General features: G+C 64.1%; 21 protein-coding genes and 1 pseudogene. 10 read left to right on the forward strand and 12 right to left on the reverse strand.

Features of this window, described 5'->3' with window-relative positions:
- From ACYP33_RS00075 to ACYP33_RS00085, 3 genes and pseudogenes are all read right to left on the reverse strand, one after another.
- A pseudogene (locus ACYP33_RS00075) lies at positions 1–93 on the reverse strand (5-dehydro-4-deoxyglucarate dehydratase); the annotation flags it as partial.
- A gap of 59 nt (positions 94–152) precedes the next feature.
- Positions 153–1,502: a glucarate dehydratase gene (gene gudD / locus ACYP33_RS00080; RefSeq protein WP_459618863.1), complete on the reverse strand. Its 1,350-nt coding sequence runs from the start codon at positions 1,500–1,502 to the stop codon at positions 153–155.
- A gap of 107 nt (positions 1,503–1,609) precedes the next feature.
- Positions 1,610–2,941, reverse strand: a complete 1,332-nt coding sequence (locus ACYP33_RS00085) for an MFS transporter (RefSeq protein WP_459618864.1) — start codon at positions 2,939–2,941, stop codon at positions 1,610–1,612.
- 491 nt (positions 2,942–3,432) lie between these two features.
- Between ACYP33_RS00085 and ACYP33_RS00090 the strand changes: the two genes are divergently transcribed.
- Positions 3,433–4,143: a FadR/GntR family transcriptional regulator gene (locus tag ACYP33_RS00090; protein WP_414440592.1), complete on the forward strand. Its 711-nt coding sequence runs from the start codon at positions 3,433–3,435 to the stop codon at positions 4,141–4,143.
- A gap of 479 nt (positions 4,144–4,622) precedes the next feature.
- Here ACYP33_RS00090 and ACYP33_RS00095 read toward each other — a convergent pair whose 3' ends face one another.
- Positions 4,623–5,531, reverse strand: coding sequence for a LysR substrate-binding domain-containing protein (locus ACYP33_RS00095; protein WP_414448757.1), 909 nt, complete (start codon positions 5,529–5,531; stop codon positions 4,623–4,625).
- Between the two features lie 163 nt (positions 5,532–5,694).
- Between ACYP33_RS00095 and ACYP33_RS00100 the strand changes: the two genes are divergently transcribed.
- On the forward strand, positions 5,695–6,780 hold the full coding sequence (locus ACYP33_RS00100) for a tartrate dehydrogenase (protein ID WP_459618865.1): 1,086 nt from the start codon (positions 5,695–5,697) through the stop codon (positions 6,778–6,780).
- Positions 6,781–7,213: 433 nt separating this feature from the next.
- Here the strand turns inward: ACYP33_RS00100 and ACYP33_RS00105 are convergent, their stop codons facing one another.
- On the reverse strand, positions 7,214–7,693 hold the full coding sequence (locus tag ACYP33_RS00105; RefSeq protein ID WP_414448759.1) for a nuclear transport factor 2 family protein: 480 nt from the start codon (positions 7,691–7,693) through the stop codon (positions 7,214–7,216).
- 128 nt (positions 7,694–7,821) lie between these two features.
- The gene (locus ACYP33_RS00110) at positions 7,822–8,472 is read right to left on the reverse strand and encodes a TetR/AcrR family transcriptional regulator (RefSeq protein WP_414448760.1); all 651 of its coding nucleotides are present in this window, start codon (positions 8,470–8,472) and stop codon (positions 7,822–7,824) included.
- 139 nt (positions 8,473–8,611) lie between these two features.
- On the opposite strand from ACYP33_RS00110, the gene ACYP33_RS00115 reads away from it, so the two are divergent.
- Complete coding sequence (locus ACYP33_RS00115) at positions 8,612–9,235, forward strand: YceI family protein (protein ID WP_459618884.1); 624 nt, start codon at positions 8,612–8,614, stop codon at positions 9,233–9,235.
- 117 nt (positions 9,236–9,352) lie between these two features.
- On the forward strand, positions 9,353–9,991 hold the full coding sequence (locus ACYP33_RS00120; protein ID WP_459618866.1) for a GNAT family N-acetyltransferase: 639 nt from the start codon (positions 9,353–9,355) through the stop codon (positions 9,989–9,991).
- An 86-nt stretch (positions 9,992–10,077) separates the two neighbouring features.
- Here ACYP33_RS00120 and tdh read toward each other — a convergent pair whose 3' ends face one another.
- Together tdh and ACYP33_RS00130 are read right to left on the reverse strand one after the other, a co-directional pair.
- Positions 10,078–11,106, reverse strand: coding sequence for an L-threonine 3-dehydrogenase (gene tdh / locus ACYP33_RS00125; RefSeq protein WP_414440586.1), 1,029 nt, complete (start codon positions 11,104–11,106; stop codon positions 10,078–10,080).
- Positions 11,107–11,118: 12 nt separating this feature from the next.
- Positions 11,119–12,318 carry a glycine C-acetyltransferase gene (locus tag ACYP33_RS00130; RefSeq protein ID WP_459618867.1) on the reverse strand — a complete coding sequence of 400 codons (1,200 nt, stop codon included), beginning with the start codon at positions 12,316–12,318 and terminating at the stop codon, positions 11,119–11,121.
- A gap of 161 nt (positions 12,319–12,479) precedes the next feature.
- Between ACYP33_RS00130 and ACYP33_RS00135 the strand changes: the two genes are divergently transcribed.
- The 3 genes from ACYP33_RS00135 to ACYP33_RS00145 all read left to right on the forward strand — a co-directional run bounded on the left by ACYP33_RS00135 (position 12,480) and on the right by ACYP33_RS00145 (position 14,680).
- The gene (locus ACYP33_RS00135) at positions 12,480–13,085 is read left to right on the forward strand and encodes a helix-turn-helix domain-containing protein (RefSeq protein ID WP_414440584.1); all 606 of its coding nucleotides are present in this window, start codon (positions 12,480–12,482) and stop codon (positions 13,083–13,085) included.
- An 82-nt stretch (positions 13,086–13,167) separates the two neighbouring features.
- Positions 13,168–13,554, forward strand: coding sequence for a DUF2471 family protein (locus ACYP33_RS00140; RefSeq protein ID WP_414440583.1), 387 nt, complete (start codon positions 13,168–13,170; stop codon positions 13,552–13,554).
- An 82-nt stretch (positions 13,555–13,636) separates the two neighbouring features.
- Complete coding sequence (locus tag ACYP33_RS00145) at positions 13,637–14,680, forward strand: tyrosine-type recombinase/integrase (protein ID WP_414448763.1); 1,044 nt, start codon at positions 13,637–13,639, stop codon at positions 14,678–14,680.
- Positions 14,681–14,757: 77 nt separating this feature from the next.
- On the opposite strand, the gene ACYP33_RS00150 is transcribed toward ACYP33_RS00145, so the two are convergent.
- Positions 14,758–15,948, reverse strand: coding sequence for a DNA-binding protein (locus tag ACYP33_RS00150; RefSeq protein WP_459618868.1), 1,191 nt, complete (start codon positions 15,946–15,948; stop codon positions 14,758–14,760).
- Between the two features lie 2,348 nt (positions 15,949–18,296).
- Here ACYP33_RS00150 and ACYP33_RS00155 point away from each other — a divergent pair.
- Positions 18,297–19,673, forward strand: coding sequence for a replication initiation protein (locus ACYP33_RS00155; RefSeq protein ID WP_414448765.1), 1,377 nt, complete (start codon positions 18,297–18,299; stop codon positions 19,671–19,673).
- A 242-nt stretch (positions 19,674–19,915) separates the two neighbouring features.
- On the opposite strand, the gene ACYP33_RS00160 is transcribed toward ACYP33_RS00155, so the two are convergent.
- Positions 19,916–20,968, reverse strand: a complete 1,053-nt coding sequence (locus tag ACYP33_RS00160; protein ID WP_459618869.1) for a ParB/RepB/Spo0J family partition protein — start codon at positions 20,966–20,968, stop codon at positions 19,916–19,918.
- Between the two features lie 24 nt (positions 20,969–20,992).
- Entirely contained in the window at positions 20,993–21,655 is a 663-nt protein-coding gene (gene parA, locus ACYP33_RS00165; protein WP_414440579.1) for a ParA family partition ATPase, read from the reverse strand.
- 253 nt (positions 21,656–21,908) lie between these two features.
- Here parA and arsC point away from each other — a divergent pair, with 253 nt between their 5' ends.
- Together arsC and ACYP33_RS00175 are read left to right on the forward strand one after the other, a co-directional pair.
- Positions 21,909–22,265 (forward strand): arsenate reductase (glutaredoxin), encoded by a 357-nt coding sequence (gene arsC, locus ACYP33_RS00170; RefSeq protein WP_459618870.1) that lies wholly within the window; start codon positions 21,909–21,911, stop codon positions 22,263–22,265.
- Positions 22,266–22,615: 350 nt separating this feature from the next.
- Entirely contained in the window at positions 22,616–23,170 is a 555-nt protein-coding gene (locus ACYP33_RS00175) for an NADPH-dependent FMN reductase (RefSeq protein ID WP_414440577.1), read from the forward strand.
- An 80-nt stretch (positions 23,171–23,250) separates the two neighbouring features.
- Here the strand turns inward: ACYP33_RS00175 and ACYP33_RS00180 are convergent, their stop codons facing one another.
- Positions 23,251–25,560: a hybrid sensor histidine kinase/response regulator gene (locus ACYP33_RS00180; RefSeq protein WP_459618871.1), complete on the reverse strand. Its 2,310-nt coding sequence runs from the start codon at positions 25,558–25,560 to the stop codon at positions 23,251–23,253.
- Positions 25,561–25,613 lie beyond the last annotated feature (53 nt).

Genomic DNA, 25,613 nt, shown 5'->3' on the forward strand with positions numbered 1-25,613 from the left:
GGCGCGGAAATTGCCTTGCGCGTCGAAATCGGTAACGGGGAAAGACAGCAGCCCTTCGGAGATGATCTGCTTCAGTTCTTGCGGCGTGGTCATGGCGTTGCCTGCTTCAAAGTCGAGAGTGATGGGCAAATTCGAACGGTCGTGGGCGGCGCTCAGCGCACCAGGCACGGGCGCTTGTTGTCGAACTTCCAGTTGGGGATCAGGTACTGCATGGCGATGCCGTCGTCGCGCGCGCCGAGGCCGTGCTGTTCGTACAGCGCGTTGGCGCGTTCGAGCGCATCCATGTCCAGCTCGATGCCGAGGCCCGGCTTGGCCGGCACCTTGACCTTGCCGCCGACGATCTGCAGCGGGTCCTGCGTCAGGAACTGGCCGTCCTGCCAGATCCAGTGCGTGTCGATCGCCGTGATCTTGCCCGGTGCCGCGGCGGCCACGTGCGTGAACATCGCCAGCGACACGTCGAAGTGGTTGTTCGAATGCGAACCCCAGGTCAGGCCCCAGTCGTTGCACATCTGCGCGACGCGCACCGAGCCCTGCATGGTCCAGAAGTGCGGATCGGCCAGCGGAATGTCGACCGATTGCAACTGGATCGCGTGGCCCATCTGGCGCCAGTCGGTGGCGATCATGTTGGTGGCCGTCGGCAGGCCGGTGGCGCGGCGGAACTCGGCCATCACCTCGCGGCCCGAATAGCCGTTTTCCGCGCCGCACGGATCTTCCGCGTAGGCCAGCACGCCGTGCATGTCGCGGCACAGGCGCACGGCTTCGGCCAGCGACCACGCGCCGTTCGGGTCGAGCGTCACGCGCGCGTTCGGGAAGCGCTCGGCCAGCGCCATCACCGCCTCGATTTCCTCGTCGCCGGACAGCACGCCGCCCTTGAGCTTGAAATCGTTGAAGCCGTAGCGAGCCTGCGCGGCTTCGGCCAGGCGCACCACGGCGTCCGGCGTCAGCGCGACTTCGGTGCGCAGGCGTTCCCAATCGTCGCGGCCGGCGGCGCCGTTCTCGTAGGGCAGGTCGGTCTTGTTGCGATCGCCGATGTAGAACAGGTAGCCGAGCATTTCCACTTCGTCGCGCTGCTGGCCTTCGCCGAGCAGGGCCGCCACGGGCACGTTCAGGTGCTGGCCGAGCAGGTCGAGCAGCGCGGCCTCGAGCGCGGTGACGGCGTGGATCGTGGTGCGCAGGTCGAACGTCTGGAGGCCGCGGCCGCCGGCATCGCGATCGGCAAACGCCGAGCGCACGCGGTTCAGCACGGCCTGCAGGTTGCCGATCGACTGGCCGACCACGATCTCGCGGGCATCGTCGATGGTCTTGCGGATCGCCTCGCCGCCCGGCACTTCGCCGATGCCGGTGTGGCCGCTGCTGTCGCGCAGGATCACGATGTTGCGCGTGAAGAACGGGCCGTGCGCGCCGCTCAGGTTCATCAGCATGCTGTCGCGGCCGGCTACCGGCACGACGCGCAGCTCGGTCACGACAGGGGTGGCGTTCGCTTGGACGGAATTCGATGACATGGTGCGTTACCTGAAAAAGGCGCCGGCATCGGCGCTGGAAAAACGGTTTGAAAATCGGCGGCGCGGCTCGCGCGCCGCCACTCGTTCATGAATGCATGAGCCGGGCGTTACTGCGAGCGGCTTTGCAGCGTGCCGCCGCCCTGCGTCGAATCGGCCGGCCGGCTGCGGGCGAAGAAGCCCGCCACCGCCGCGATCAGCGAGGCGACCGCCAGCCCGTACAGGCCGCCCTTGATCGAGCCGGTGTGCTGCTGCAGATACCCGAACGCGGCCGGCGCGAAGAAGCCGCCGAGGTTGCCGAGCGAGTTGATCAGCGCGATCACGCCGGCCGCCACGCGGGCATCGAGATAGCCCTGCGGAATCGGCCAGAACAGCGACGAGGCCGCCTTGAAGCCGATCGCCGCGAAGCAGATCGCCACGAACGACAGCGTCGGATCGCTGGTGGTCGACGCGAACAGCCCGCACGCGGCGATCACCAGCGCGGTGGCCATCCACGCGCGCTGGTGGCGCCAGCGTGCCGACGCCATCGCGAAACCGTACATCGCCACCATCGCGATCAGCCACGGAATCGCATTGAGCAGCCCGACCTGGAAATCGGACAGCCCGCCGATCTTGCGGATGATGGTCGGCAGCCAGAACGTGGCCGCGTAGATCGTCAACTGGATCGCGAAATACAGGAAGCAGAACAGGAGGATCTGCGGATCGCGCAGCAGCTTCAGGGTGGGCACGTGCGCGTTGCCGCGTGCGTCGCGCGCCGTCTGCTCGGCCGCAATGGTGGTGCGCAGCACCTGCTTTTCCTCGCCCGTCAGCCAGGGCGCGTCGTCGATGCGCGACTTCAGCATCATCCAGCTCACGCCGCACAGCAGGATCGAGAAGCCGCCTTCGATCAGGAACATCCACTGCCAGCCCTTCAGCCCGAAGCCGCTGATCGACAGCAGGCTGCCCGTGATCGGGCCGGACAGCACCGACGCGAACGCCGAGCCACCGAGGAAGATCGCCACGGCCTTGCCGCGCGACGATTGCGGCAGCCACTGCGTGAAGTAGTACACCACGCCGGGGAAGAAGCCGGCCTCGGCCACGCCCAGCAGGAAGCGCAGCACGTAGAACGATTGTTCGTTCTGCACGAACGCCATCGCCGCGGCGACGATGCCCCAGGTGCCCATGATCCGCGTCAGCCACGCCCGCGCGCCGAACTTCTGCATCAGCAGGTTCGACGGCACCTCGAACAGCGCATAGCCGACGAAGAACAAGCCGCTGCCGAACCCGTAGGCCGCCGCGCCAATGCCGAGATCGGCATGCATGTGCGAATTGACGAAGCCGATGTTCACGCGATCGATGTAGTTCGCGATGAACATGATCAGAAACAGCGGCATCACATGCCGCATTACCTTCGCGACCGCCGAATCGAGCGGGGCCGCTGCCGTACCGAGAGCTGCTGTCAACGATGTCTCCTGAATCGGCCGTGACCGGCCTTAACGACAGGACGCAACACCGTGAGTCGCACGCTGGCGATTTTCTGTGATACGTCGTCTGACAACATTGTAGTCGGACAACCTCCACGCTCGTTAGCCGCGTTAACCCTGAAATCGTTCGATTCAACGCCGAAGGGTTTGACAGGACGCTTTCAGGGCGTTGACAGGGGTTCACCCATTGCCCTGCTAGGACATCAGACAACATCGAATTACCGATAGCTCGTATGATCTCGTCTGACAACGAAGGCGAGATGTTGTCCGATGAGATCGCATGATGTGGCCGGCGCTTGAACGGCAGCGATCTGTCCGTGATTTCCCCATATCTGCCGTCGAATCGGCCTGCAACGGCCTCATTGCCGGGGTTTGCGGCTATGATGCCGGGATTCGGGACATCCGATGACATTGCGGTCCGTCCCGTTTTCCTCAATCCGTTTCAACACCGCTTCCGCCCACACCCGTCCATGAGCAGCCTGTCCGAGAAGGTCGTCACCTCCCTGTCCGAAGAAATCCGCCGCGGCGCGTTGCGGCCGGGCGACCGGCTGCCGACCGAAGTCGCGATGATGAAACAGCTGTCGGTGAGCCGCTCGGTGATCCGCGAGGCGATCTCGCGCCTGCAGGCCGCGCGCGTGGTCGAGACGCGGCACGGCGTGGGCACCTTCGTGCTCGCGCCGCAAAACGACGCGCCCATGCGGCTGCCCGTGGCCGATCTGTCGAACATGCTCGACGCGATGGCCGTGATCGAATTCCGGATGGATGTGGAAGCGGCGTCGGCGGCGCACGCAGCGAAGCGGCGTACCGATCAGAACCTGCGGCAGATGCAGCTCGCGCTCGAACGCTTCGCGGCCGAGCTCGAACGCGGCAGCACCGACACGCTCGCGCACGACATCGAATTCCATCTGCATATCGCGCAGGCGAGCGGCAACCGCTATTTCGTCGATGTGTTGAGCCAGCTTGGCCGTTCGGTCAGCCCGCGCACGCGGCTCGGCAGCGCGGAAATCGCCGAACTCGATCAGATCGACCGGCTGCGCAGCGTGCTCGACGAGCACCGCTGGATCTATCACGCGATCGAGCGGCAGGACCCGGACGATGCGCGCGCGGCCATGCGCGTGCACCTGAGCAAGAGCCGCGAACGCCTGCAACAGGCGCACGACACGAGCCATCCCGACGCCTGAAAGCACAGCGTTTCAAGCTCCCGAAAAACCTCACCTTTCGCTCCCGCGCGGCGATTTGCGTGCGCGCGCAACGGTGAGTGCGCTCACCCTGTTCCCGGCACGCATCGCACGGCCTGCTGTGCAACAGTCGGCGCTGACGCCCGCCAGACGGCCTTTGCAGGCAGATTGCCTCGTCGTGCGGGCGCATCCCGAAGCGTTGCGGTGAGCCGGCGTGCGCACCCTGACGCACTCCACGACGGCAATGCCGATGGGGTCCCGAAAAGTATCACCTTTGCGCCCGCAGACAGCGGATGACGCATGCGCACGCTGGGGCCGGTGGCAATCATCGCCTGTGGGTCGGCAAGCGAATTCGCGCGTGGCACGGCGCGAAACCCGCTCGCCTCACACTGCGGTGAAGCGCGATGGTGACGTGTTTGCCAGGGGTTTCTTCACCGCGCGCCTCGCCAGCGAACCGCGTTCGTCGCGCCCCACGCGTGGCCTCAGGCCTGCGCGCTCCAGCTCGCGAACGCTTCCGTCAGGAAATCGACGCACACGCGTACCTTCGCCGAGGTCGCCAGCCGCGCCGGATACACCGCCCACACATTGGCCGGCTGCGTGACGTCGGGCAGCACGCGCTTCAGCGCGCCGCTATCGAGCAGCGGCCCCGCTTCCCAGATCGAGCGCAGCACGATGCCGCGCCCGGCCACCGCCCACTGCACGGCCACCTCGCCGTGATTGGTCGACAGCGCGCCGCCCACCTTCACGGAACTCGTCTCGCCGCGCTGCGTGAGCCGCCACACGCCGAACGGGTGATCGCGCTCCTTGATCGCCAGGCACTGATGCGCGCCGAGATCGGCGATCTGGCGCGGCGCGCCATGCCGCGCGAGGTACGCGGGCGACGCGCACAGCACGCGGTAGTTCGACGCGAGCCGCTTGGCGATCAGGTGCTCGGCAATCTCGTCGCCGATCCGCACGTCGAGATCGAAACGCTCGGCGGCCACATCGACGAGCCGGTCGAACAGATCGAGCCGCACATTGATCTGCGGATAGCGTTCGCTGAAATCGAGCAGCGCCGGCGCGAGCACGTGCCGCCCGAAACCGAAGCTGCTCGACATGCGCAGCGTGCCGCGCGGCACCGTGCGCGTGATCGAGACGTCCTCGACCAGATGATCGACATCGTCGAGAATCTTCTCGGCCCAGGCCACCACGCGCTCGCCCGAATCGGTCACGGCCACGCGCCGCGTGGAGCGGTGCAGCAGCCGCGTGCCGAGCTGGGTTTCGAGCAGCGCGATGCGCTTGCTCACATAGGCGGGCGACACGCCCAGTTGCTCGGCCGCCGCGCTGAAGCTGGCGAAGCGCACGACCACGCTGAACACGCGCAGGTCGTCGAGATTGGGCGCCTTGGTCACGGGATTATTCACGAAGTGTGTAAGGTCGTTTAACCGGAACTCGATTCTAATCCGTAACGGAATCAATAGAATGCCGTCATGCGGTGCGCGACACGGCCAGTTGCCGCGCACTTTTCGCCCGATGGCATCGGGCTGCGAACCATCAGGACGAGGAGCGCTGGCGATGAGCGAGAAGGTCTACAAGATTGCGGTGATTCCGGGCGACGGCATCGGCCGCGAAGTCATGCCGGAAGGCATCCGCGCGCTGGATGCGGTCACCAAGCGGTTCGGGATTCGTTTCGAGGCCACCCATATCGATTGGGCCAGCTGCGATTACTACGCGCAGCACGGCCAGATGATGCCGGACGACTGGAAGGCCCAGTTGTCGGGCATGGATGCGCTGCTGTTCGGCGCGGTGGGCTGGCCCGACACAGTGCCCGACCACATCTCGCTGTGGGGCTCGCTGCTGAAGTTCCGCCGCGAATTCGACCAATACGTGAACCTGCGCCCGGCGCGCCTGTTCGAGGGCGTGCCCAGCCCGCTCGCGAACCGCAAGCCCGGCGACATCGATTTCATGATCGTGCGCGAGAACACCGAGGGCGAATATTCGGCGGTGGGGGGCACCATGTTCGAAGGCACCGAGCGCGAATTCGTCGTGCAGCAGGCGGTGTTTACGCGCATCGGCACCGAACGCGTCATGAAGTTCGCCTTCGACCTGGCGCAAACGCGCGCCAAGCAGCTCACGGTCGCGACCAAGAGCAACGGCATCGCGATCAGCATGCCGTGGTGGGACGCGCGCGCGGCCGAAATGGCGCAGCACTATCCCGACATCAAGGTCGACAAGCAGCACATCGACATCCTCTGCGCGCGCTTCGTGCTGAACCCGGACCGCTTCGACGTGGTGGTGGCGTCGAACCTGTTCGGCGACATCCTGTCCGACCTGGGCCCGGCCTGCACGGGCACGATCGGCATCGCACCGTCGGCGAACCTGAACCCGGACCGCGATTTCCCGTCGCTGTTCGAGCCGGTGCACGGCTCGGCGCCCGACATCGCGGGCCGCTACATCGCCAACCCGATCGCGATGATCTGGTCTGCGGCGATGATGATCGACTTCCTCGGCCACGGCGCCGGCGTCGAACGCGAGGCGCACGACGCGATCCTCGCGGCGATCGAGCATGTGCTCAAGCACGGCCCACGCACGGGCGACCTGGGCGGCAAGGCCAGCACGCAGGAAGTGGGCGAGGCGGTGGTCGCGCAACTGCTGGCGTGATCGCATGAAGCGATGAGAGCCTGACGCGTTTCACGTTTCATGTTTCACGCGCGGCAAAAAGGGCGAATCGTTTTGCAACGATTCGCCCTTTTTTTCTGTGCCGCGTGGTGTGCCGATGCGAGCGGTGACGTGCAACGCTGTTTATCACGCACCGCTTACCATATCCCGAAAAACCTCACCTCAACCGAGGCTGACTCCCGAATTCCCTCACCTTTAAACGACACGACGCGGTGTTGGCGCGATTCAAGGTGAGCTGCGTCAGCGTGAATCGCTAACGGATAACGATGCGCGCACTGCGAAAGGTGAAGTGGCATCGTCATGCAACGCGCACCGACAATGCTTGCGCGCGCATCGATAGGCAAGTCGTTAGTTGCGCTGAACGTGTTGCCGTGAAACTCGCTCGGGTGAGCCGCCGGCAACACGCCCGCGCACCTTACAAACCGAGATCGGACAGGCTTGCGTGATCGTCGGGGCGACGGCCGAGCGGCCAGTGGAACAGCCGGTCCTGCGCGCGGATCGGCAGATCGTTGATGCTGGCGTGGCGATGCGCCATCAAGCCGTTCTCGTCGAACTCCCAATTTTCGTTGCCGTACGAGCGGAACCAGTTGCCCGCATCGTCGTGCCATTCGTAGGCGAAACGCACCGCGATGCGGTTGCCTTCGAACGCCCACAGCTCCTTGATCAGGCGATAGTCGATCTCGCGCGCCCACTTGCGCGTGAGCAAGCCAACGATCTCTTCGCGGCCCGTCACGAATTCGGCGCGGTTGCGCCACTTGCTGTCGCGCGTATAGGCGAGCGACACGCGCTGCGGATCGCGCGAGTTCCAGCCGTCTTCGGCGGCGCGGACTTTCTGGATGGCGGTTTCGCGCGTGAACGGCGGCACCGGCGGACGGACTTCGCTGACTTCGGACATCGCTTGCTCCTGGTTTCGTGGGACTGCGTTTTTATTAAGGATTGCCAAATAGGCTGCCGCGCAACCGCCGGCAGATATTCCTGCCTTGCCACCGGTATCCAGCGCGGCAAGGCCTCTGCATCAAACCGTCAGGCGGCCCGTGCCGCGCGCGCCTCGAACGCGTCGAGCAGCACCTCGCCGGCCGCGAGCGCGTCGCGCGACGCCGCGGCCTCGCCGCTGACGAGCGCCACGCCGATCGCGCCGTCGATCAGCACGAGCCACTGACGCGCCAACGGTGCTGCTTCGCTCGCCGCCACGCCGTGCACGTCGGCATAGGCCTCGCACGTTTCCAGCACGAACGCCAGCAGGCGCTCCTTGTGATAACGCGCCACGCCGCGAATCGGGTCCTCGACGTCGCCGATCTCGCCGGCCGCGTTGAGAAACGCGCAGCCGTGAAAATTCGGCTGCTCGAACCATTCGTGCAGCACGTCGAACATCGCCAGCAACTGCGCGCGCGGCGTCGCGCCGCGCTGCTGCGTGCCGCCGATGAACCAGGCCATCCAGCGATCGTCGCGTCGCAACAGCGCCGCTTCCACCAGCGCTTCCTTCGATTCGAAATGCGCGTAGAAGCTCTTGCGCGCCGCGCCCGAGCGCTTGACGATCGCGTCGACGCCGGTGGCATGAATGCCGCCCGCGTACACCAGTTGCTCGGCCGCCTCCAGCAGCCGCTCGCGCGCGCCGCCCGATGGCGCGTCGGCGCCTTGAGAAAGCGCTGAGGATCGTCGTGTCGTATCGTTCATGCCGCACAAGGTAGAACGATCATTCTCCTTTGTCAAGCCGTGCGGCTCGCGCTATGGTGCGCAGACACTTCAAGGAGACGGCATGGCTTGGTATTCCGACACGCGCAGGCTTGCGCTGAAGGGCGTTTTGGCCGGCGCGATGGCGCTGGCGGCGGCTTGCACGCCGGTGGCGGTGCTCACGCATCATGTGTCGACCGACGTGGCGAACGTGCCGGCCGGCCGCTACACGCTCGATCCGCACCACTGGAGCGTCAGCTTCGACGTCTCGCACTTCGGCTATTCGCGCTTCACGATGCGCTTCGACAAGGCCAGCGCCGTGCTCGACTGGCGCGCCGGCGGCCTGGCCGCGAGCCAGGTGTCGGCCAGCATCGACGCCGCCAGCCTCGACACCAACGTGCCGGCGCTCGACACCATCGTGAAGGGCGACGATGCGCTCGACGTTGCGCGCTATCCGGCGATCCGCTTCGAGAGCACCGGCTGGACACCGACCGGCGACCACACCGGCAAACTGAGCGGCAACCTGACGATCCGCGGCACGACGCAACCCGTCACGCTCGACGCCACCTTCAACGGCTACGGCCGCAATCCGCTGACCAAGGCGCCCACGCTCGGCTTCTCGGCGAGCGGCAGCTTCAGCCGCTCGGCGTTCGGCATCCCGACCTGGTATCCGGCCGTCGGCGACGACGTGCGCGTGCGAATCGAGGGCGAATTCGAAAGCCTGCCGCCGGAAGCCGAAAGCAGCGCGACCAGCCCCGCCCAGTAAGGCTTGCGGGCGCGGCGGCGGGGCTTGTCACGCCGCCGCGTTTACGACATTTTTTCTTGATCGCCGCGGCCGCGCGTTCCTACACTGCGAACCATCGATCCCGGTTCAGGAAACGCCATGTCGACGCCCCGCCTCGCCCCCGTTCCGTCCACCGCCCGGCCCGCCGGCTACGTGCCGACCCCGCACGATCGCATCGTGCTGCGGCGCTTCGATCCCGCGCTCGACGGTTACGACACGCTGACCGACCTGCTGCACCGCGCGTTCGCGCGGCTCGGCGCGATGGGGCTGAACTGCCCGTGCGTCGACCAGCCCGCCTCGGCCACGCGACAGCGCGCGCTGGCGGGCACCTGCTTCGTCGCGATCTGCCGCGGCCATATCGTCGCGACGATGACGCTGCACGACCATGACGCCGCCGCCACCAACGATGTCTACCGATGCCGCGACGTGGCGAGCCTGCGCCAGTTCGGCGTCGATCCGGTGTGGCAGGGGCGCGGCGTGGGCCGTGCGCTGGTGGCGTTCGCGCTGCGCTGGGCCGCCTCGCGCGGCCATGCGCGGCTCGCGCTCGACACGCCGCATCCGGCCTCGCACCTGATCGCGTTCTACCGCAGCCTTGGTTTCGAGATCGCCGACATCGTCCGCTTCGCCGGGCGCGGCTACGACAGCGCACTGCTGTGCCGGCCCACGGCGCTGCCGATCGCGCTGCAGGACACAGGGCCGCGCGTCGTGACCGTGTCGTCGTGCAAGCGGCGCGGCTGAACGCATCGCAAAACGCCGCGCTTCAATGAAAAATGCCGGTGCAGCGATGCACCGGCATTTTTCGTCAACGGCAAGCCACGCGCCGATCAAACCGTCCAGTCGAGAATCACCTTGCCGCTCTCGCCCGACAGCATCGCCGCGAAGGCGGCTTCGTAATCGTCCACGGCGTAGCGGTGGGTGAGGATCGGCGACAGATCCAGCCCGCTTTGCAGCATTGCGACCATCTTGTACCAGGTCTCGAACATCTCGCGCCCGTAGATGCCCTTGATTTCCAGGCCCTTGAAGATCACCTGGTTCCAGTCGATCGCCGTCTGCGCGGGCGGAATGCCGAGCAACGCCACCTTGCCGCCGTGGTTCATCGCATCGAGCAGGCTCGTGAACGCGCTCGGCACGCCCGACATTTCCAGGCCGACATCGAAGCCTTCCGTCATGTGCAGTTCGTGCATCACGTCGCGCAGCGATTCGCGCGACACGTTCACGGCACGCGTCGCGCCCATCTTGCGCGCGAGGCCGAGCCGGTAATCGTTGACGTCGGTGATCACCACGTTGCGCGCGCCCACATGCCTGGCGATCGCCACGGCCATGATGCCGATCGGCCCCGCGCCCGTGATCAGCACGTCCTCGCCCACCAGGTTGAACGACAGCGCGGTGTGCGTGGCGTTGCCGAACGGGTCGAAGATCGCGGCCAGATCGTCGGAAATCTCGGGCGGGATCTTGAACGCATTGAACGCCGGGATCGCCAGGTATTCGGCGAACGCGCCTTCGCGGTTCACGCCCACGCCCACCGTGTTGCGGCACAGGTGCCGCCGCCCCGCGCGGCAATTGCGGCAGAAGCCGCAGGTGATGTGCCCTTCGCCCGACACGCGATCGCCGATCTCGAAGCCGCGCACCTCCTGCCCCATCTCGACGATCTCGCCCACGTATTCGTGACCGACGTGCATCGGCACGGGGATCGTCTTCTGCGCCCAGTCGTCCCACTTCCAGATATGGATGTCGGTGCCGCAGATCGCCGTGCGACGGATCTTGATCAGCACGTCGTTGTGGCCCACCTCGGGCTTCTTCACGTCGGTCATCCGCAGGCCCGGCCCGCGTTCGAGTTTCGCCAGCGCTTTCATGCTTCGTTCTCCTCAGATCACGCCGAGCGTCTTGCCGACGCGCACGAACGCATCGACGGCGCGGTCGATTTGCTCCAGCGAATGCGCCGCGCTCATCTGCGTGCGAATTCGGGCGCGGCCGCGCGGCACCACCGGGAACGAGAACCCGACCACGTAGATGCCTTCGGCCAGCAGCGCATCGGCCATGCATGTGGCGACCTGCGCGTCGCCGAGCATCACGGGGATGATCGGGTGTTCGCCCGGCACCAGCGTGAAGCCCGCCTCGCTCATGCGCTGGCGGAAATGCGCGCCGTTTTCGCGCACGCGCGTGCGCAGCCGCGCACCTTCGCCGCTGGCGAGCAGTTCGAGCACGGCCAGCGACGCCTCGGCGATGCTCGGCGCGAGCGAGTTCGAGAACAGGTACGGGCGCGAGCGTTGACGCAGCAATTCGACGATTTCCCTGCGTGCCGCCACGTAGCCGCCCGATGCGCCGCCCAGCGCCTTGCCGAGCGTGCCGGTGATGATGTCGACGCGATCGGCCACGCCGCAATGCTCGGGCGTGCCGCGCCCCTGTGCGCCGATGAAGCCCACCGCATGCGAATCGTCGACCATCACCAGCGCGCCGTAGCGGTCGGCCAGGTCGCACACGCCCTTCAGGTCGGCGATGATGCCGTCCATCGAGAACACGCCGTCGGTCGCGATCAGCTTGAAGCGCGCGCCGGCCGCATCGGCCTCCATCAGCTTTGCTTCGAGATCCTGAAGATCGTTGTTCTTGTAGCGGAAGCGCTTGGCTTTCGACAGGCGCACGCCGTCGATGATGCTGGCGTGATTCAGCTCGTCGCTGATGATCGCGTCTTCCTCGCCAAGCAGCGTCTCGAACAGGCCGCCGTTCGCGTCGAAGCAGCTCGAATAGAGGATCGTGTCGTCGGTGCCGAGGAATGCGGACAGCGCGGCTTCCAGTTGCTTGTGCACCGTCTGCGTGCCGCAGATGAAGCGCACCGAGGCCATCCCGAAGCCGTCGCGCTCGAGGCCGGTGCGTGCGGCCGCAACCAGGCGCGGGTCGTTGGCGAGGCCGAGATAGTTGTTCGCGCAGAAATTCAGCACGCCGGCGCCGCCGGCCAGCGTCACGTCGGCGGCCTGCGGGCTGGCGATCTCGCGCTCGGTCTTGTAGAAACCGTCCGCGCGGATCTGGTCGATTGTCCCGCGCACGTGGGCGAGGAAGGCATCACGCATCTGTTCGCTCCTGAATGGGTCGTGGCGCGCGGCGCTTGCGCTCGTGGCGGCGGCCGCGCGGCCTGCTACTGTTATAGTCGCCCGTTGGGTTTATCGTATTTTTCCTGTATTTCGAACACGAGTTCGAGATATCGAACGGACTCTAAGCGAACGGAATCTAAATGGCAAGTTCTTCCGGCACGCGCCGCGCGTCGCTGCCCCCGGCCGACGCCGCCACCACGCCACCGCGCGTGGGCGAGACGATCCAGCGGTTGCGCAACGAACGCAAGCTCACGCTCGACGACCTGTCGCGTGCGGCCGGCGTGTCGAAATCGATGCTCTCGGAGATCGAACGCGACAAGGCCAATCCGACCATCGCCGTGGCCTGGCGCCTGACCAACGCGCTCGGCATCAGCCTCGACGAGTTGTTCGCACCGCCGAAATCGCCGGAGACGATCCGCGTGGATGGACAGCACGACATTCCGACGCTGGCCGGCCACGACAGCCAATATCAGTTGCGCGTGTGGGGGCCGATCGAGCTGGCCGGCCGCTTCGAGTGGTACGAATTGACGCTGCCGGCCGGCGGCGCGTTGGTGTCCAACGCGCACGAGCCGGGCACGCGCGAGCACTTGACGGTCCTGGCCGGCTCGGTCGAAATCGAGGCCGGCAGCCACGCGCGCCGGCTCAAGACGGGCGAAACCGCGCGCTACGCGGCCGACGCGCCGCACGCCATCCGCAACGCCGGCCGCGGCGAGGCCAAGGCCCTGCTGATCGTGATCCATCGCTGAGATCCCGCGCCCGTCCTGTCGTATCCGGCAGTTGCGCAATGTACTGTATGTTTGTACAGTACATGCTCACGAGGGAGCCGCTATGACCGAACAGGACCTGGCCGCGCTCAGCTTCAAGGCTGCGGCGCAAGATATGGAGACGATCGTCCGCGCAATCGCCACGCGCTACATCCGGCTGGAAGTGCCGCTGACCTGGCGGCTGCTGCACGCCATCGAGGCCGAAGCGCTGGCCGATCTCGGTTTTGCCGCGCGGCACGACCCATTCATCCGCTGCCTGTTCGAACGGCCGGTGGATTTCGAATTTCCCGAAACCGACGATCCCATCGACGTCGCGCAATCGAATGCCTTGCCGGCGGTGTTGTCGTACGCCGTGGCGGCGTTCGAGGCCTCGCTGCGGCAACCGCTGCTCGGCCCAGCCGATCCGGTGCCGACCTCGCGCCCGCGGCGCGTGCGGATCTGGGGCGGTTGAAACCGCGCGGTCGGAGCGAGTGCCCCTGGATATTCACGGCGCGATGCACTACGCTCATTTAGCAACTAACGGATTAACACTCATGTCTCACCCAACACCTTCCCCTGCCGGAACGCACGCGAGCGCCGAACGCGATCTGTTCGACGGCAGCGAAGCGGACTGGGTCGCCCAACCGGATGCGTCGTTCGACGCCTGGCTCGCCACGCAGGATTTCCGCCGTTCGTCGGCCGACGTCTATCGTGCGCAGTGGGGTGCGTTTCTAACCTGGCTCGGCGAACGGCAGCAAACGCTGGCCACTGTCGACACGCAGGCGATCGCCCGTTTCGTCGGCGAGCTGCCGATCAAGAAAACGCAACGGGTCCGTTATTTACGGTTGATCGAGCGCGTGCTCGATCACGTGCGGCGCAATGAATTCGGCTCGACCAACCCGGCGCGCTTCATCGCTCAGGATGGCGAAGCAACGTGGCGCCGCGCACGCGATAACGAGCCCACCAGTTTCCTGTTGCCGTCCGAGCGCGCGGCCTTGCTCGCCTATCTGTTTTCGCCGTTGCCGGCGGCCGGCATGTCGCAATGGAAAGAGCGCCGCGACCGGGCGCTGATTGCCGCATTCCTGGGCGGCGGATTGAAAACCGGCGAAGCCCGCGTCATTACCATTAGTTGCATTCAAACCGGCGAGCCGACTGTGCGGATTCCGTCCGCCCATCCGGATTTCGAGCGCGAAACGCATCTGTCCTCGTTCGCGATCGCGCTGTTCGATGCCTGGCTGGCCGAACGCCGCCGCTGCAATATTCCCGGCGAATTGGTGTTTCCGTCCTCGCTCGCCGGCGGGCCGATGCACAAGGCCACGATGCTGCGCGCCGTCGATGCCATCATCGAGGCGGCCGACATCGCCGCGTCGCGCGTCGAGCGCGCCAGCCCGCAAACCCTGCGCAACACGTTCGCGGCCGAATTGTTCGAAAACGGCGTGGAGCCGGAGCGCGTCGGCCATTGGCTCGGCTTCATGCAACCGGTGTCGGCCAATCGCCTGCATCGCGCCTGGCGAACCTGGCGGGAAAATCTCGAAAAAGTGTCGAACCGCACGGACGAATCGGTAGCGTTGCCGGCCGAAAGCCTGCGTCTGGCCTGAATCCGTGATCGATCAGGTCCTGCAAGACCTCACCTTTGGCCTCCCGTTTTTCCTCACCTTTCGCGCCACAGCGCATATCAACCGGCCCGTCTATTGAACTGTGCGACGGCTTCGAAGCGCGAAGCACAGTCGCCCGACGTGTGGTCGCACTCGGGGCACAGTAATTCGAAGCCGTCGGACGTGCTCGAGAGTTCCGGTTCGCCTTCTTCGCACTTCGGGCAATGCGCCGGCACGCCGATATGGGCGTCCACCGACACGCCGATTGCGGCAAACGCCGCTGTGTCGAGCTGACCGGCGACGGCGAGGCGCTGCAACAGCGCCGCGATTTCGGGCGGTACGCCCTGTGCCGCGCGCAAGGTTTCGATTTCCCGCGTGGCGGCGCTCAGTTCGTCACCTTGGCCGCGCAGTTGTTCGTCAAGCCGATCTGCCCGCGATTTTGTCGCGCTCAATTGCTGCAGGAATTCAAATTCCTTGCGGTTCACGTCACGCAACCCCGCCTGATACGTGCCAGCCATGCTGCGCAGCGAATCGAGCTCGACGAGCATCGGTTTGACGCGGCGTTCGGCCTCGGCCACCGCATCTTTGATTTGCTGCGCGTAATGTTCGGTGTTTTGGCGAGATTCGACGTGCAAAGCGTCAATTCTTTCCCTTAAAGACGCATTTTGTTGCTGTTCGGCTTCGAAACGCTTGTTCAGCAATTCGTTTTCGTTCTCGAGCCGTTGGGTCAGCGCTTGCAGCGAATCCTGATGCGCGGCGCCGTGGGTCGAGGCCGTGGCGCGCTCGATTTCGGCTTCGGTGAGTTTCGCCTGCAATTGTTCCGCACGGTTCTCGCTTCGCGCCAGTGCGGCTTCGAGCGTTTCGTGGCGAATATGTGCGTCGCGCACCTGCTGCGCAGCGGCCGCGATTTCGTCGGTTGCGGCTTGTCGTTCGCCTTCAAGTGCCACCCGCGCTTCGCTCAACGCGGCTTCATAGAGTGCACCGAGCAATTCTCCGGCTTTTCCTTCGAGCGATTTCGGTAAGGCGCTGCCGTCGAGGCGCACCTTCGATGCCGAACGGATTCGCTCCCAGAAAAAATCGATGTCTTTCGGAATGTCGCTGGCGCTGCCCGTCTGGGTCAGATCACGCACATTGGCGGCCGACGGTCGGATGCCGAGATCGAAAAAGAGGCGCTTGCAGGCGTGCAGCGAGAGATCTTGCCGGCGCGCACCGCTGTTGCGCAGGGCATCGAGCTCGTCGCGTATCGATTGACGAATGTCGTCGAGGGTCATGGGGGAAGCCATAGGAAAACACGAATGTGTCAATCATAACGAAACACGTATCAATTGATACTGATCCGTTCGAAATACCACAGTGGTGCTGTACAGCCTGGCTTCTTGCGTTCCACAGTCGCTGTGGATCCATCTACCTCATGAAAATCCGTGAAACAAAACGAAGAATCGAGGCTAAGCCATTGTTTCTATAGACCTAAGCTGTGCTTTCCAAATATTTGGGGATGTTTCACACAGCGGAGGTGGAAGAAGGAAGATGTTTCAGACGACTCGCGGGGCGCCTAGTAGAGAGTAATAGAAGTAAACACCCTTGAAACCCTTGTTAAAAACGTTAACGCCACCGCACAGCCTTACTGGACAAGGGATTCCCGCCGATCAGGTGAAGCTTTACGGGATGCATGGTGATCTTTTCCGGGACGCGAAGTGATGGAGTTCGGGGGCGAGCGTGAGGGCTTGCGGGAAAGATCGTGAGCGGATTCAGGAGCACAGCATTTTTGGCCTGGTACGAAAGGTGAAGCTTTTCGGGAGGCCTTGCCGGGGCGATCCCGCATGGTGCCTGAATCGAACGGTTCTGTGACGTAAACCCATAGGTGAGGCTTTGCGGGGGGCGGGTCGAGGCCGAATTCCAGCGCCGATTTGCCCATTTATTGGGCATAGGTGAGGTTTCTCGGGACCTGGCGCCCAGGTGACGTGAGCTTTTACGGGAAAAAGTACCGTATTTGGGCGTCTTGAGGCCCGGCACAGGCTTGAGGTGAGGTTTTTCAGGAGCCGATGCCTGCAATTTCAGCGCCAGCTCGGCCAGAGGTGAGGGATTTCGGGAGTCGTGTAGAAGTCGCCAAAAATAGGCTGAGGTGAGACTTTTCGGGACCGTTTCACAGGCCAAAAAATGCATAAGGTGAGGCTTTTCGGGTGCAGTGGGCGTCCACTTAGCCGTAAACCCGCGCCGATACAGGGATTTACGCTGCGCTTTTCGCCGCAAATTTCGTGACAGGTGAGATTTTTCGGGGGCATTGGGGGTGGCCAGGATCTCGACGCTTGGCGTTGAGGTGAGCATTTCCGGGATCTTCGAGAAATGGCTGCTGCATTGCCTGATACAGGCTAAGTGTATGAAATTATTGATGATTTTATCGCCTCTCCTTGCCAAGGTGAGATTTTTCGGGACGTTCGGAGCGCGCTTCGGTGATCGGCTGTTTGTGGCAAAGGTGAGGTTTTTCGGGATCGATGGCGCTGTGAGGCCCCGTATGTCGGTGCTTTTGCCTGGATGCCCGGGGTCACCTGTGATTCGCGAAAGGTGAGATTTTTCGGGAGCTGTTGTGCGGATGTGGTGGCGATGGGTTGTTTCGAGAAGCCGTGAGGCTGTGGACAACCCTTGCTGGCAGGGCGTTTGGCGGGTTTGGGAGGATGGGACGGGGCTGTCGCGCGGGGCTGTGCAAGGAGAGCGAATCGCGGCCGAACGAGAGGCGGTGGCGCAGATCGGTGTCGAGAGTGAGGCGCGTGCTCACTCCAGGGCTGAGGGGCCGCCCAACGGTGAGGCCGATGGGGCACTGTGAACTCCCCGGGGAGAGCCCTGTGAGGGCGTGCCTGGTTCCGTTACGTTCGAGGAGCGCTATGGGGCCGTATGACGGGCTGGTGAGACAAGGCGAAGGCCCTGGCATTGCCCCAGGCTTGCAGAGGCCGACCGAGGGCGCTGTGCGAGAGCGAAGACACACTCGTGATCTCTCACAGGAACGGTGAGCGGGACAAGCCTCGGTCGGGAACCGGTTCGCTTGCATCGGTGCGACTTGCGCCCTGTGGAGCGGGAGCAGCGTGCAACGGCTTGAGGGTGAGCTTGCCGTGACGCCGCCAGGGCACCGTCACCTGTGTCGGGCCACGGCGCGAGTGGCGATCTGGCGGTTCGAGCGTTCACGATTGCGTCGGTGATGCTTGCATCACCTCGGTAGCCCGCCGCGCGCACGGCCGGCGCCGCGATCCTGTGCCCACAGCACAGCGCGCTTCCTCGGATAGCGGACACAGCCCTCCGATTGCGCTCATTTATCCCGCCACTGCCCTGATTTCCTGTGCAGAATTTTCCCCGGATGTCCACGAGAAAATTTTTAAGGTGAGGAAATCCGGGAGAGGTCTCGACGGCTTCGGATCGGTGCGGCTATCATGCGCGTCCGCGTCACCCGCGACAGCAAAGGTGAGGCGCGCACGGTCGGCTTTTCCACCGGTGAGCTTTTGCAGGAATTCGCTTGGGGTGAGGCGATGCGAATCGCCCGACTTCACCCCCCAAGGTGAGTTGGCGTGTATAGACGCGTATCACCACAGTCGCTATCCTTGCGGGAAACTTACCCTGTCCGATCCGAAGCATGGCCACGACCACCAAGCGCGCGAAGAAAACCGATGTCGATGTGGTGAACGCCAGCTCCGCCGAGTTGCGAAAGGCGGTCGAGGCGATCGCCATCCAGCCCAAGAGCGGCAAGATCACCCTGCTGACGCGCAAGCTGTTCAACGTGCTGCTCGCCGTTGCCCAGCAAGCCGACGATTCCGGCGACACGTATCGGGCCTTGCTGTCCGATATCGTCGCGAACTCCGCCTTCGATTCCAACGACACCGCGCTCGTCAAGGAGCACCTGCGTCGCATGGTGTCGGTCCAGGTCGAGTGGAGCACCGGCACGTCGAGCCAGAAGCCCGGTCGCAAGTGGGGCATTTCCACGTTGATCGCCGATGCGGAAATTCTCGAAGATCCGGCTACGCGCCGGGTCTGGGTGGAATTCTCGTTCGCACCGAAGATCAAGAAGAAGTTGCTCGACCCGGTGCAGTACGCTCGCCTGAGCCTTCAGTTCCAGAGCCAATTGCGCAGCAGCGCCGGCCTGGCGCTCTATGAAATCTGCGTGCGCTATCTGACGAACCCGAGCCATCTGACGATGCGCGAGCCGTGGGAGTGGTGGCGCCCGATCCTGTCGGGCACGCCCGATACGGAAGCCGGTGACGAGGCAAAGCGCGAGTACAAGTATTTCAAGCGTGATTACTTGCGCCCGGCGATCGCCGAAGTCAACGCGGTCACGAACATCTTCGTCGAGTTGATCGAACATCGCGAAGGCCGGCGCGTGGCTGAAATCCAGTTTCGCGTGTCCGAGCGCAAGCAGCCGATGCTGGCGCTCGACGAGCATCCGAACGTGTTCGACAGCACGCTCGTCGACCGCATGGTCAAGCTCGGTATCCCGTTGAAGGAAGCGCAAACGCTCTACGCCGACAGCGAGGAAAACCGGATTCGCGCGGCCTTGCAGATGACCGAGCAACGCATGCGCAGCACGACGTTGCCGCCGGTGCGCAGCGCCGGTGCCCTGTTCAAGGACGCACTGAAGAAAGGCTATGCCCCGCCGGTGGCCGATCCCGATGCGCTGCCGGGTACGGCCGCGGGCAAGCTCACGTCGATGGCGTCGGGCGCGGCCGACGATCCGAAGGCGCGCCTGCGTGGCGAATACGATGCGTACCGCCGCAAGGAAGCCAAGGCGCTGTACGAGGAACAAGGCGACGATGCGCGCGATCTCGCGCGCAACTCGTTCGAGACCGATGTGCTGCCGGCGCTCGGCTCGCATCTGCGCGACGACTGGCGCCGACGTGGTCTCGAATCGAAGCTCGTCGAAACGTCATTCTTCGATTGGCTTGCGCTCAAGACCTGGGGCGAACCGACCGACGGCGATCTGCTGGCATTCACGTTGACCCACTCGCGCGCGGCCTGATTTCACGAGCCGCTGAATCGGCACCTTGCCGATCGATGGCGCCGAAACGCGTAGCGAAATATCCGGAGGCCGAACCCTGCGAATGGCAGGCTCGGCCTTTGTGCTTTTTGCGGTGCCGTGCTGTCAACGTTGTGCGGCGGGTCCGCTCCCCTTCTTTACACCACAAAGAAAAACACCCCGAGGTCCGATCGGACTTCGGGGTGTTGGCGGAGCCGGCGCCAGTTATCAGGCGCCGTGCTCGCTCAGTTGAGCAGCATCTTTTCGAGTTGCTGCAAGATTTCGTCGCGCTTTTCCCGCGACAGCCCACGCAGACGCAGCTCGAGCCGGTCGTCGCCGTAGGACTTCAGATCCCCGACCGTCGAACCGTTCATCTTGATCTCGTGGCGTTGCGCGTAACGTTGCCGGCCGGCCGGTTTCGTATTCTCCTGCGCGTTCGCCCTGCCCTTCACGATGTCGGCCACCTGGCGTGTGCTCAGGTCGTCGGCCAGGATTTTGCTGATCAACCGCAGCGTGGCATCGGTACCGCGCGCGGTGTGATAACGGCCGACTTGATACGCCATATTCGAACCGAAACGGTCGGTGCGCGCGACCATCTCCTGCATCACGGCTTCCGGCAATTTGCCGATCGAGAGCGCGACGGCAATGGTCGATTCGTCGATGCCGAGGTGCTCGGCCAGTTCCTTCTGGCTCTGGAAATGGCTTTCTTCGATGAAGCGCCGCCAGACGACTGCGTTATCGAACACCGTCTGTGAATCGCGTTGGACGTTCAGGTCGTAGCCAAGCTTGTAGCTTTCGATGCCGATCGGGATGTCGATCACGATCGCCTTCACCGAATCCTTGTTCGCTTCCTTCAATGCGCGAACGCGGCGGCCGCCGTCGCTGACGAAGAACGTGCCGGGGTTTTCATAGTCGGGGATCACGTGGATCGCCTGCTGCTGCCCCTGCTTCGCCAAATTGACGGCCAGTTCGGCGATCGACGACTTCAGATAGAAGTGGCGCGGATTGAACGGGCTGGCCTTGATCGCCTTCAGCGGCAGCTCGATGATCTGGCCTGACTGATAGTGGTTCTCGCTGCGCCACGCGCGATATTGCGCGGATTCGTCGGCCGACTCCTCGGTCGCGGGCGTTGCGACGATCGTGACGGGGATGTCCTTCTTCGGTGCTTTTACCGGTGTGGACGTGTCCGATTTCACCAATCCGTCGATCGCATTGAGCCGATCGAGCGCCGTGCGCTTCTCACTGGTGGTGGTATCGGGGCGCGCCTGGAAGCCTTTGGCAAATTGGGAGGGTTTCATTCAGGGTCCTTTATGCGCATAAACTCAGGGCAGCATGGCGACGATTTCGTCGGCACATGCGCGAACTTCTGCTGCGGCAAGTCGTGCGCCACGATCGTTCATCTGCAGGACGGTCTGCCCCAGCGCCATCGCCTGCTTGTAGGCTTCGCGCGTCGGGATTTGGGTCTTCAGCAGCGGGAAGCCAAGTTCTTCAATCGCACGCTTCAGCTCTCGCGTCAGCATGCGTTTCTCTTCGGTCTTGTTCAGCAGGAATACCGCGCGCAGGTCTTCATTCATGACCTGCGCTTGCTGGATCAGTTTCACCAGGCCAACGCTCGACCAGTAATCGGCCGGCGACGACGACGTCGGAATCACGGCAACCGTGGCTGCCAGCAGCACGACACCGGAGACCTTTTCGGTGATCGACGGAGGGCAATCGACGACGATGATGTCGTAGTCGTTGATGAACTTCTTGATCTCACGGTGGATCTGCCCACCGGCTTCAGCGAGGTTGACGACCGGAAACGGGATACCGTTGTCGCTCTCCCCTGCCGCGCTCGACCAGTGGATGAGTGTGTTTTGGCCGTCGGCATCGACGACGAGGACGCGCTTACCTTTCTCATGAAATGCCGCGCCGAGGTGCATGGCGATAGTACTTTTGCCCACACCACCCTTCTGCTGAGTGACCGCAATGATTTCGGCTGCCAATTTTCACTCCTGTTTTGGTCGTCGAAATTTTACCCGATGAATTTCTTATTTCAATCTTTAAGTGTGCGTCGGCTCAAGATTTAGCCATTCGGGGGAGGTTTATGCGCATAAAGATGGCTGGCTTGGCGCCTGGCGGCAGTTGGCTCGTTGTATCGATGGTGGAAAATGGATCGGTTTATGCGCATAAACTGCCCTCCCCCGCCGCATCGCTACAATAGGCGCCCATCCTGTTTTCCTTGGTGAGCCCACCTGAATGATCACGATCTACCACAACTCACGTTGTTCGAAGTCCCGCGAAACGCTGGCGCTGCTCGATACCTTGAACAAGGCTGGCGAAGCCGTACAGGTCGTCGAGTATCTGAAGACGCCGCCGACCGTCGCCGAGTTGAAGGTGCTCCACGATCAACTCGGGCGTCCGCTGATCGACATGGTTCGCGACAATGAAGCTCCGTTCAAGGATTTCGGGCTCGGCGCTGAAGGCGTCAGTGATGCCGCGATTTATGAGGCAATCGCCGCCAACCCGATCCTGTTGCAGCGCCCGATCGTCGTGCGCGGCGGCAAGGCCGCGATTGGTCGTCCCCCGGAATCCGTCGCTGCCTTGTTCGAATAATTCTTATAGTTTTTAAAAAACTGCTGCGTCGGGTCGCAATCGCCCGTCGCAGCTTTCTCATCCGTTTTCTTCCCCCATTTTCGACCTGATTTCCCACCGCATTTCATCGTCAAACTTGTGCGCTATGCTGTCCCGGCGCAGGGGGCTGCGGCCACGATCGCCGGGGCAATACCGATTTCCTGGCATGCGCAGCCGAAAAGTTATCCACAGTTTCTGTGGAAAACCTTGTGGAAAGCCGGCCCCGATCGCCCGCGGGTCAGGACTTGCGCTGGTTTGCCTGTAAATGGGCCGCTACGGCGCATTCGCGAACGAATCCGGCCGGATTCTCAAATGAACGGAAGGAGAACGTGATGACTTATCGAATTGCCGTGGTTGTCGGAAGCCTGCGACGCGAATCGTTCAACCGGGCGCTCGCGAAGGCCGTGATCTCGCTGGCCCCCGACGACTTCTCGTTCGAGTTCGCCGACATCGGTGCGCTTGCCCTCTATAGCCAGGATTACGACTCGGCGTTTCCCGCCGAGGCCACCGCGTTCAAGCAGCAGATCGAAGCGGCGCAGGGTTTGCTGTTCGTCACGCCCGAATACAATCGCTCGATTCCGGGCGTGCTGAAGAACGCGCTCGATTGGGGTTCGCGTCCGTGGGGACACAATTCGTGGAGCGGCAAGCCGGGGGCGATACTCGGCACGTCGCCGGGCGCGGCCGGCACGGCGCTGGCGCAGCAGCATCTGCGCAATGTGCTGGCCTACCTCGATATCGCGACGCTCGGCCAGCCCGAGATGTTCATCAAGCACGACACGAGCCGCATCGATGCGGATGGGAAGATCGTCAACGACGACACGCGAAAATTCCTGCAGGCGTTCGTCGATCGCTACGTGGCCTGGGTGCGCCGTCACGCGAGCGTCTGACCTGACCCGGGTTCGTGCGCGGCGGGCGTTGACGGCAAACCCGCTTCAGCGTCCGCGCGCTGCGCAACGAACGCCACGAACTACGCCCCCACTCGGGCCCTGGCCGCAGCCTTCCGCGCATCGCGCGCCTGCCGGATCTCGCGCAGCAATTCATCGAGCAAACCGATATCGAACGGCTTGGACAGCACACGCGCGCTGACGCGCCGTGTGCGGTCCAATTCTTCCGCATAGCCGGTCACGAGGATCACGGGCAGCGCGCCCGGGCGGCTCTCGATCGCCTCGGCGAGATCGATGCCGTTGAGCTTGCCCGGCATGTGAATGTCGGAGATCACGAGTTCGAACGGGCGCGCGTCGTCGTCGGGATCGGCGGGTGCGTCGATCAGCACGAGCGCATCGTCGGCGTTGGCCGCGTAGGTGATGCGGTGGCCGAGCAGGCTCAACAGCGCTTCGGTGCCGGCCGCCACATCGCCGTTGTCCTCGACGAGCAGAATTCGCAGGCCTTCGTTCGGCGCTTCGGCGTCGGGCGCAGCGGCTTCGAGCACCAACGGCGCGGCTGCCAATACGCCGTCGCTTTTGCTTTCGCCGGCACGCGGCAGATACAGCCGCACGGTCGTGCCCTTCCCCACCTCGCTGTCGATCGTCGCGATGCCGCCCGAACGCTCGCAGAACGCGAACACCTGCGGCAGCCCGAGCCCGGTGCCCATGCCCTTCGGCTTGGTCGTGAACAACGGCTCGAATGCATGCGCGAGCACCTCGGACGCCATGCCGTTGCCGGTGTCCGACAGCGAGATCCGCACGAAATCGCCAGTCAGCGGAAAGCGATCCTCGCGGCGAAACGTGATGTTCTGCGCGTCGATCGTGAAGCGTCCGCCGCTCGGCATCGCGTCGCGCGCGTTGACCGACAGGTTGATCACCGCGAGTTCGAGTTCGGCGATGTCGACGCGAATCGGCCAGATCCCGGGCGGCATCTCGATGATCAGCGCCGATTTCGAACCGAGCGAGGTTTTCAGCAGTTCGCGGCACGACGAGCCGAGCCATTGCGGCACGTCGATCGTCTCGCTGCGCAGCGGCTGCTTGCGTGCGACGCCGAGCAACTGCCGCGTCAGCGACTGGCCGTTCTTCAACGCGCGCTCGATGGCGGTCAATTCCGTATCGATCAGGGCCGTGCCGCGCAACCGGACGATCTGGATGTTGCTCGAGATGATCATCAACAGATTGTTGAAATCGTGCGCGACGCTGCCCACCAGGTTGCCGAGCGCTTCCATCTTGCGCGACTGGCGGTAGGCGGATTCGATCGAGCGCCGCATCGATGCTTCGGCCTGCCAACGATCCCACGCTGCTTCCTCGACGCGCAGCCGCTTCAGCGACAGCCAGATCACGCACCACAACGCCAGCGACGGCGCGAACATCGAGATGAACAGCACGCTCAGGTGCTCGTACCACGCGCCCCAGATCGCCGAGGTGCGATACGCGCAGGTCACGTAGACGGGATAGGAGCCCACCTGCCGATACGCGACGATCTCGTTCGAGCCGTTCTCGTGCTCGACGTGGATGATGCCCGAGCGCGGATTGCGGGCGTCGGCGTTGACGAACGGTGCGTCGTGCTCGTCGAGCTTTTCGTCGCCGGTGTCGGGCGGCGGCGGATACGAGGCGAGCACCGAGCCGTCGCTGCGCGTGAGCGCCATCGACATCGGCGATTTGTCGCCGCCGAGCAGGTCGCGGTAGAACGCGTTGAAGTACGAGGATTTCAGCGCGATCGACACCATGCCGGCAAAGCTGCCGTCGCTGTGAAGGCGCGGCACGCCGGTGTTGAAGACGAGGCTCGGCGTGGTCGAGCGCAGCGGCCCGTGCATCGGCCGCGAGATGTGCTCGATGACCTTGCCGTCGCGAACGCCGATGAAATCGTCGCGGTTCGCGATCGACGCGTGCGGCGCCGGGTAATAGAGGCTGTTGGCGAGCAGCATGCCGCTCGCGCCGAAAATCGACACGGCCGCCACCTGCGGGTAGCCGCCGCCGATCGTGTTGAGCGTGTCGTGGATGTCGGCTTCGGCGTTGCGGATGGCCGGGTCGTCGAGGTCCTGCACGAGATCGACGATGCGCGCGTCGAGCGTTTCGGTCAGGTCGAACACCTTCAGCGCGTGTTCCTCGGCGACCCGCACCGTGCGCATCGTCACGTCGCGCGCGGTGGCCTCGCGCGCGCGCAGGTCGTTGTACGCCATCACGGCGACGTAGACGCACGGCAGCACGATCGCCGCGGCGAGCAGGATGATCAGCGTGATGCGGCGTACCGCGAAATCCTGCTCGGGCGCGCCGCTCGAAAACGACGCCTCCTCGTCCTGCCAATCGGCGGCGGATGATGAGCGTGTGGCGTCGTGCCGGTCGGGCGTCATGATGATGGGAACCGCAGCGTGGGATGGCCTGTATCGAATGATCGCCATCATAA

The sequence above is a fragment of the Burkholderia sp. 3C genome, assembly GCF_054589155.1.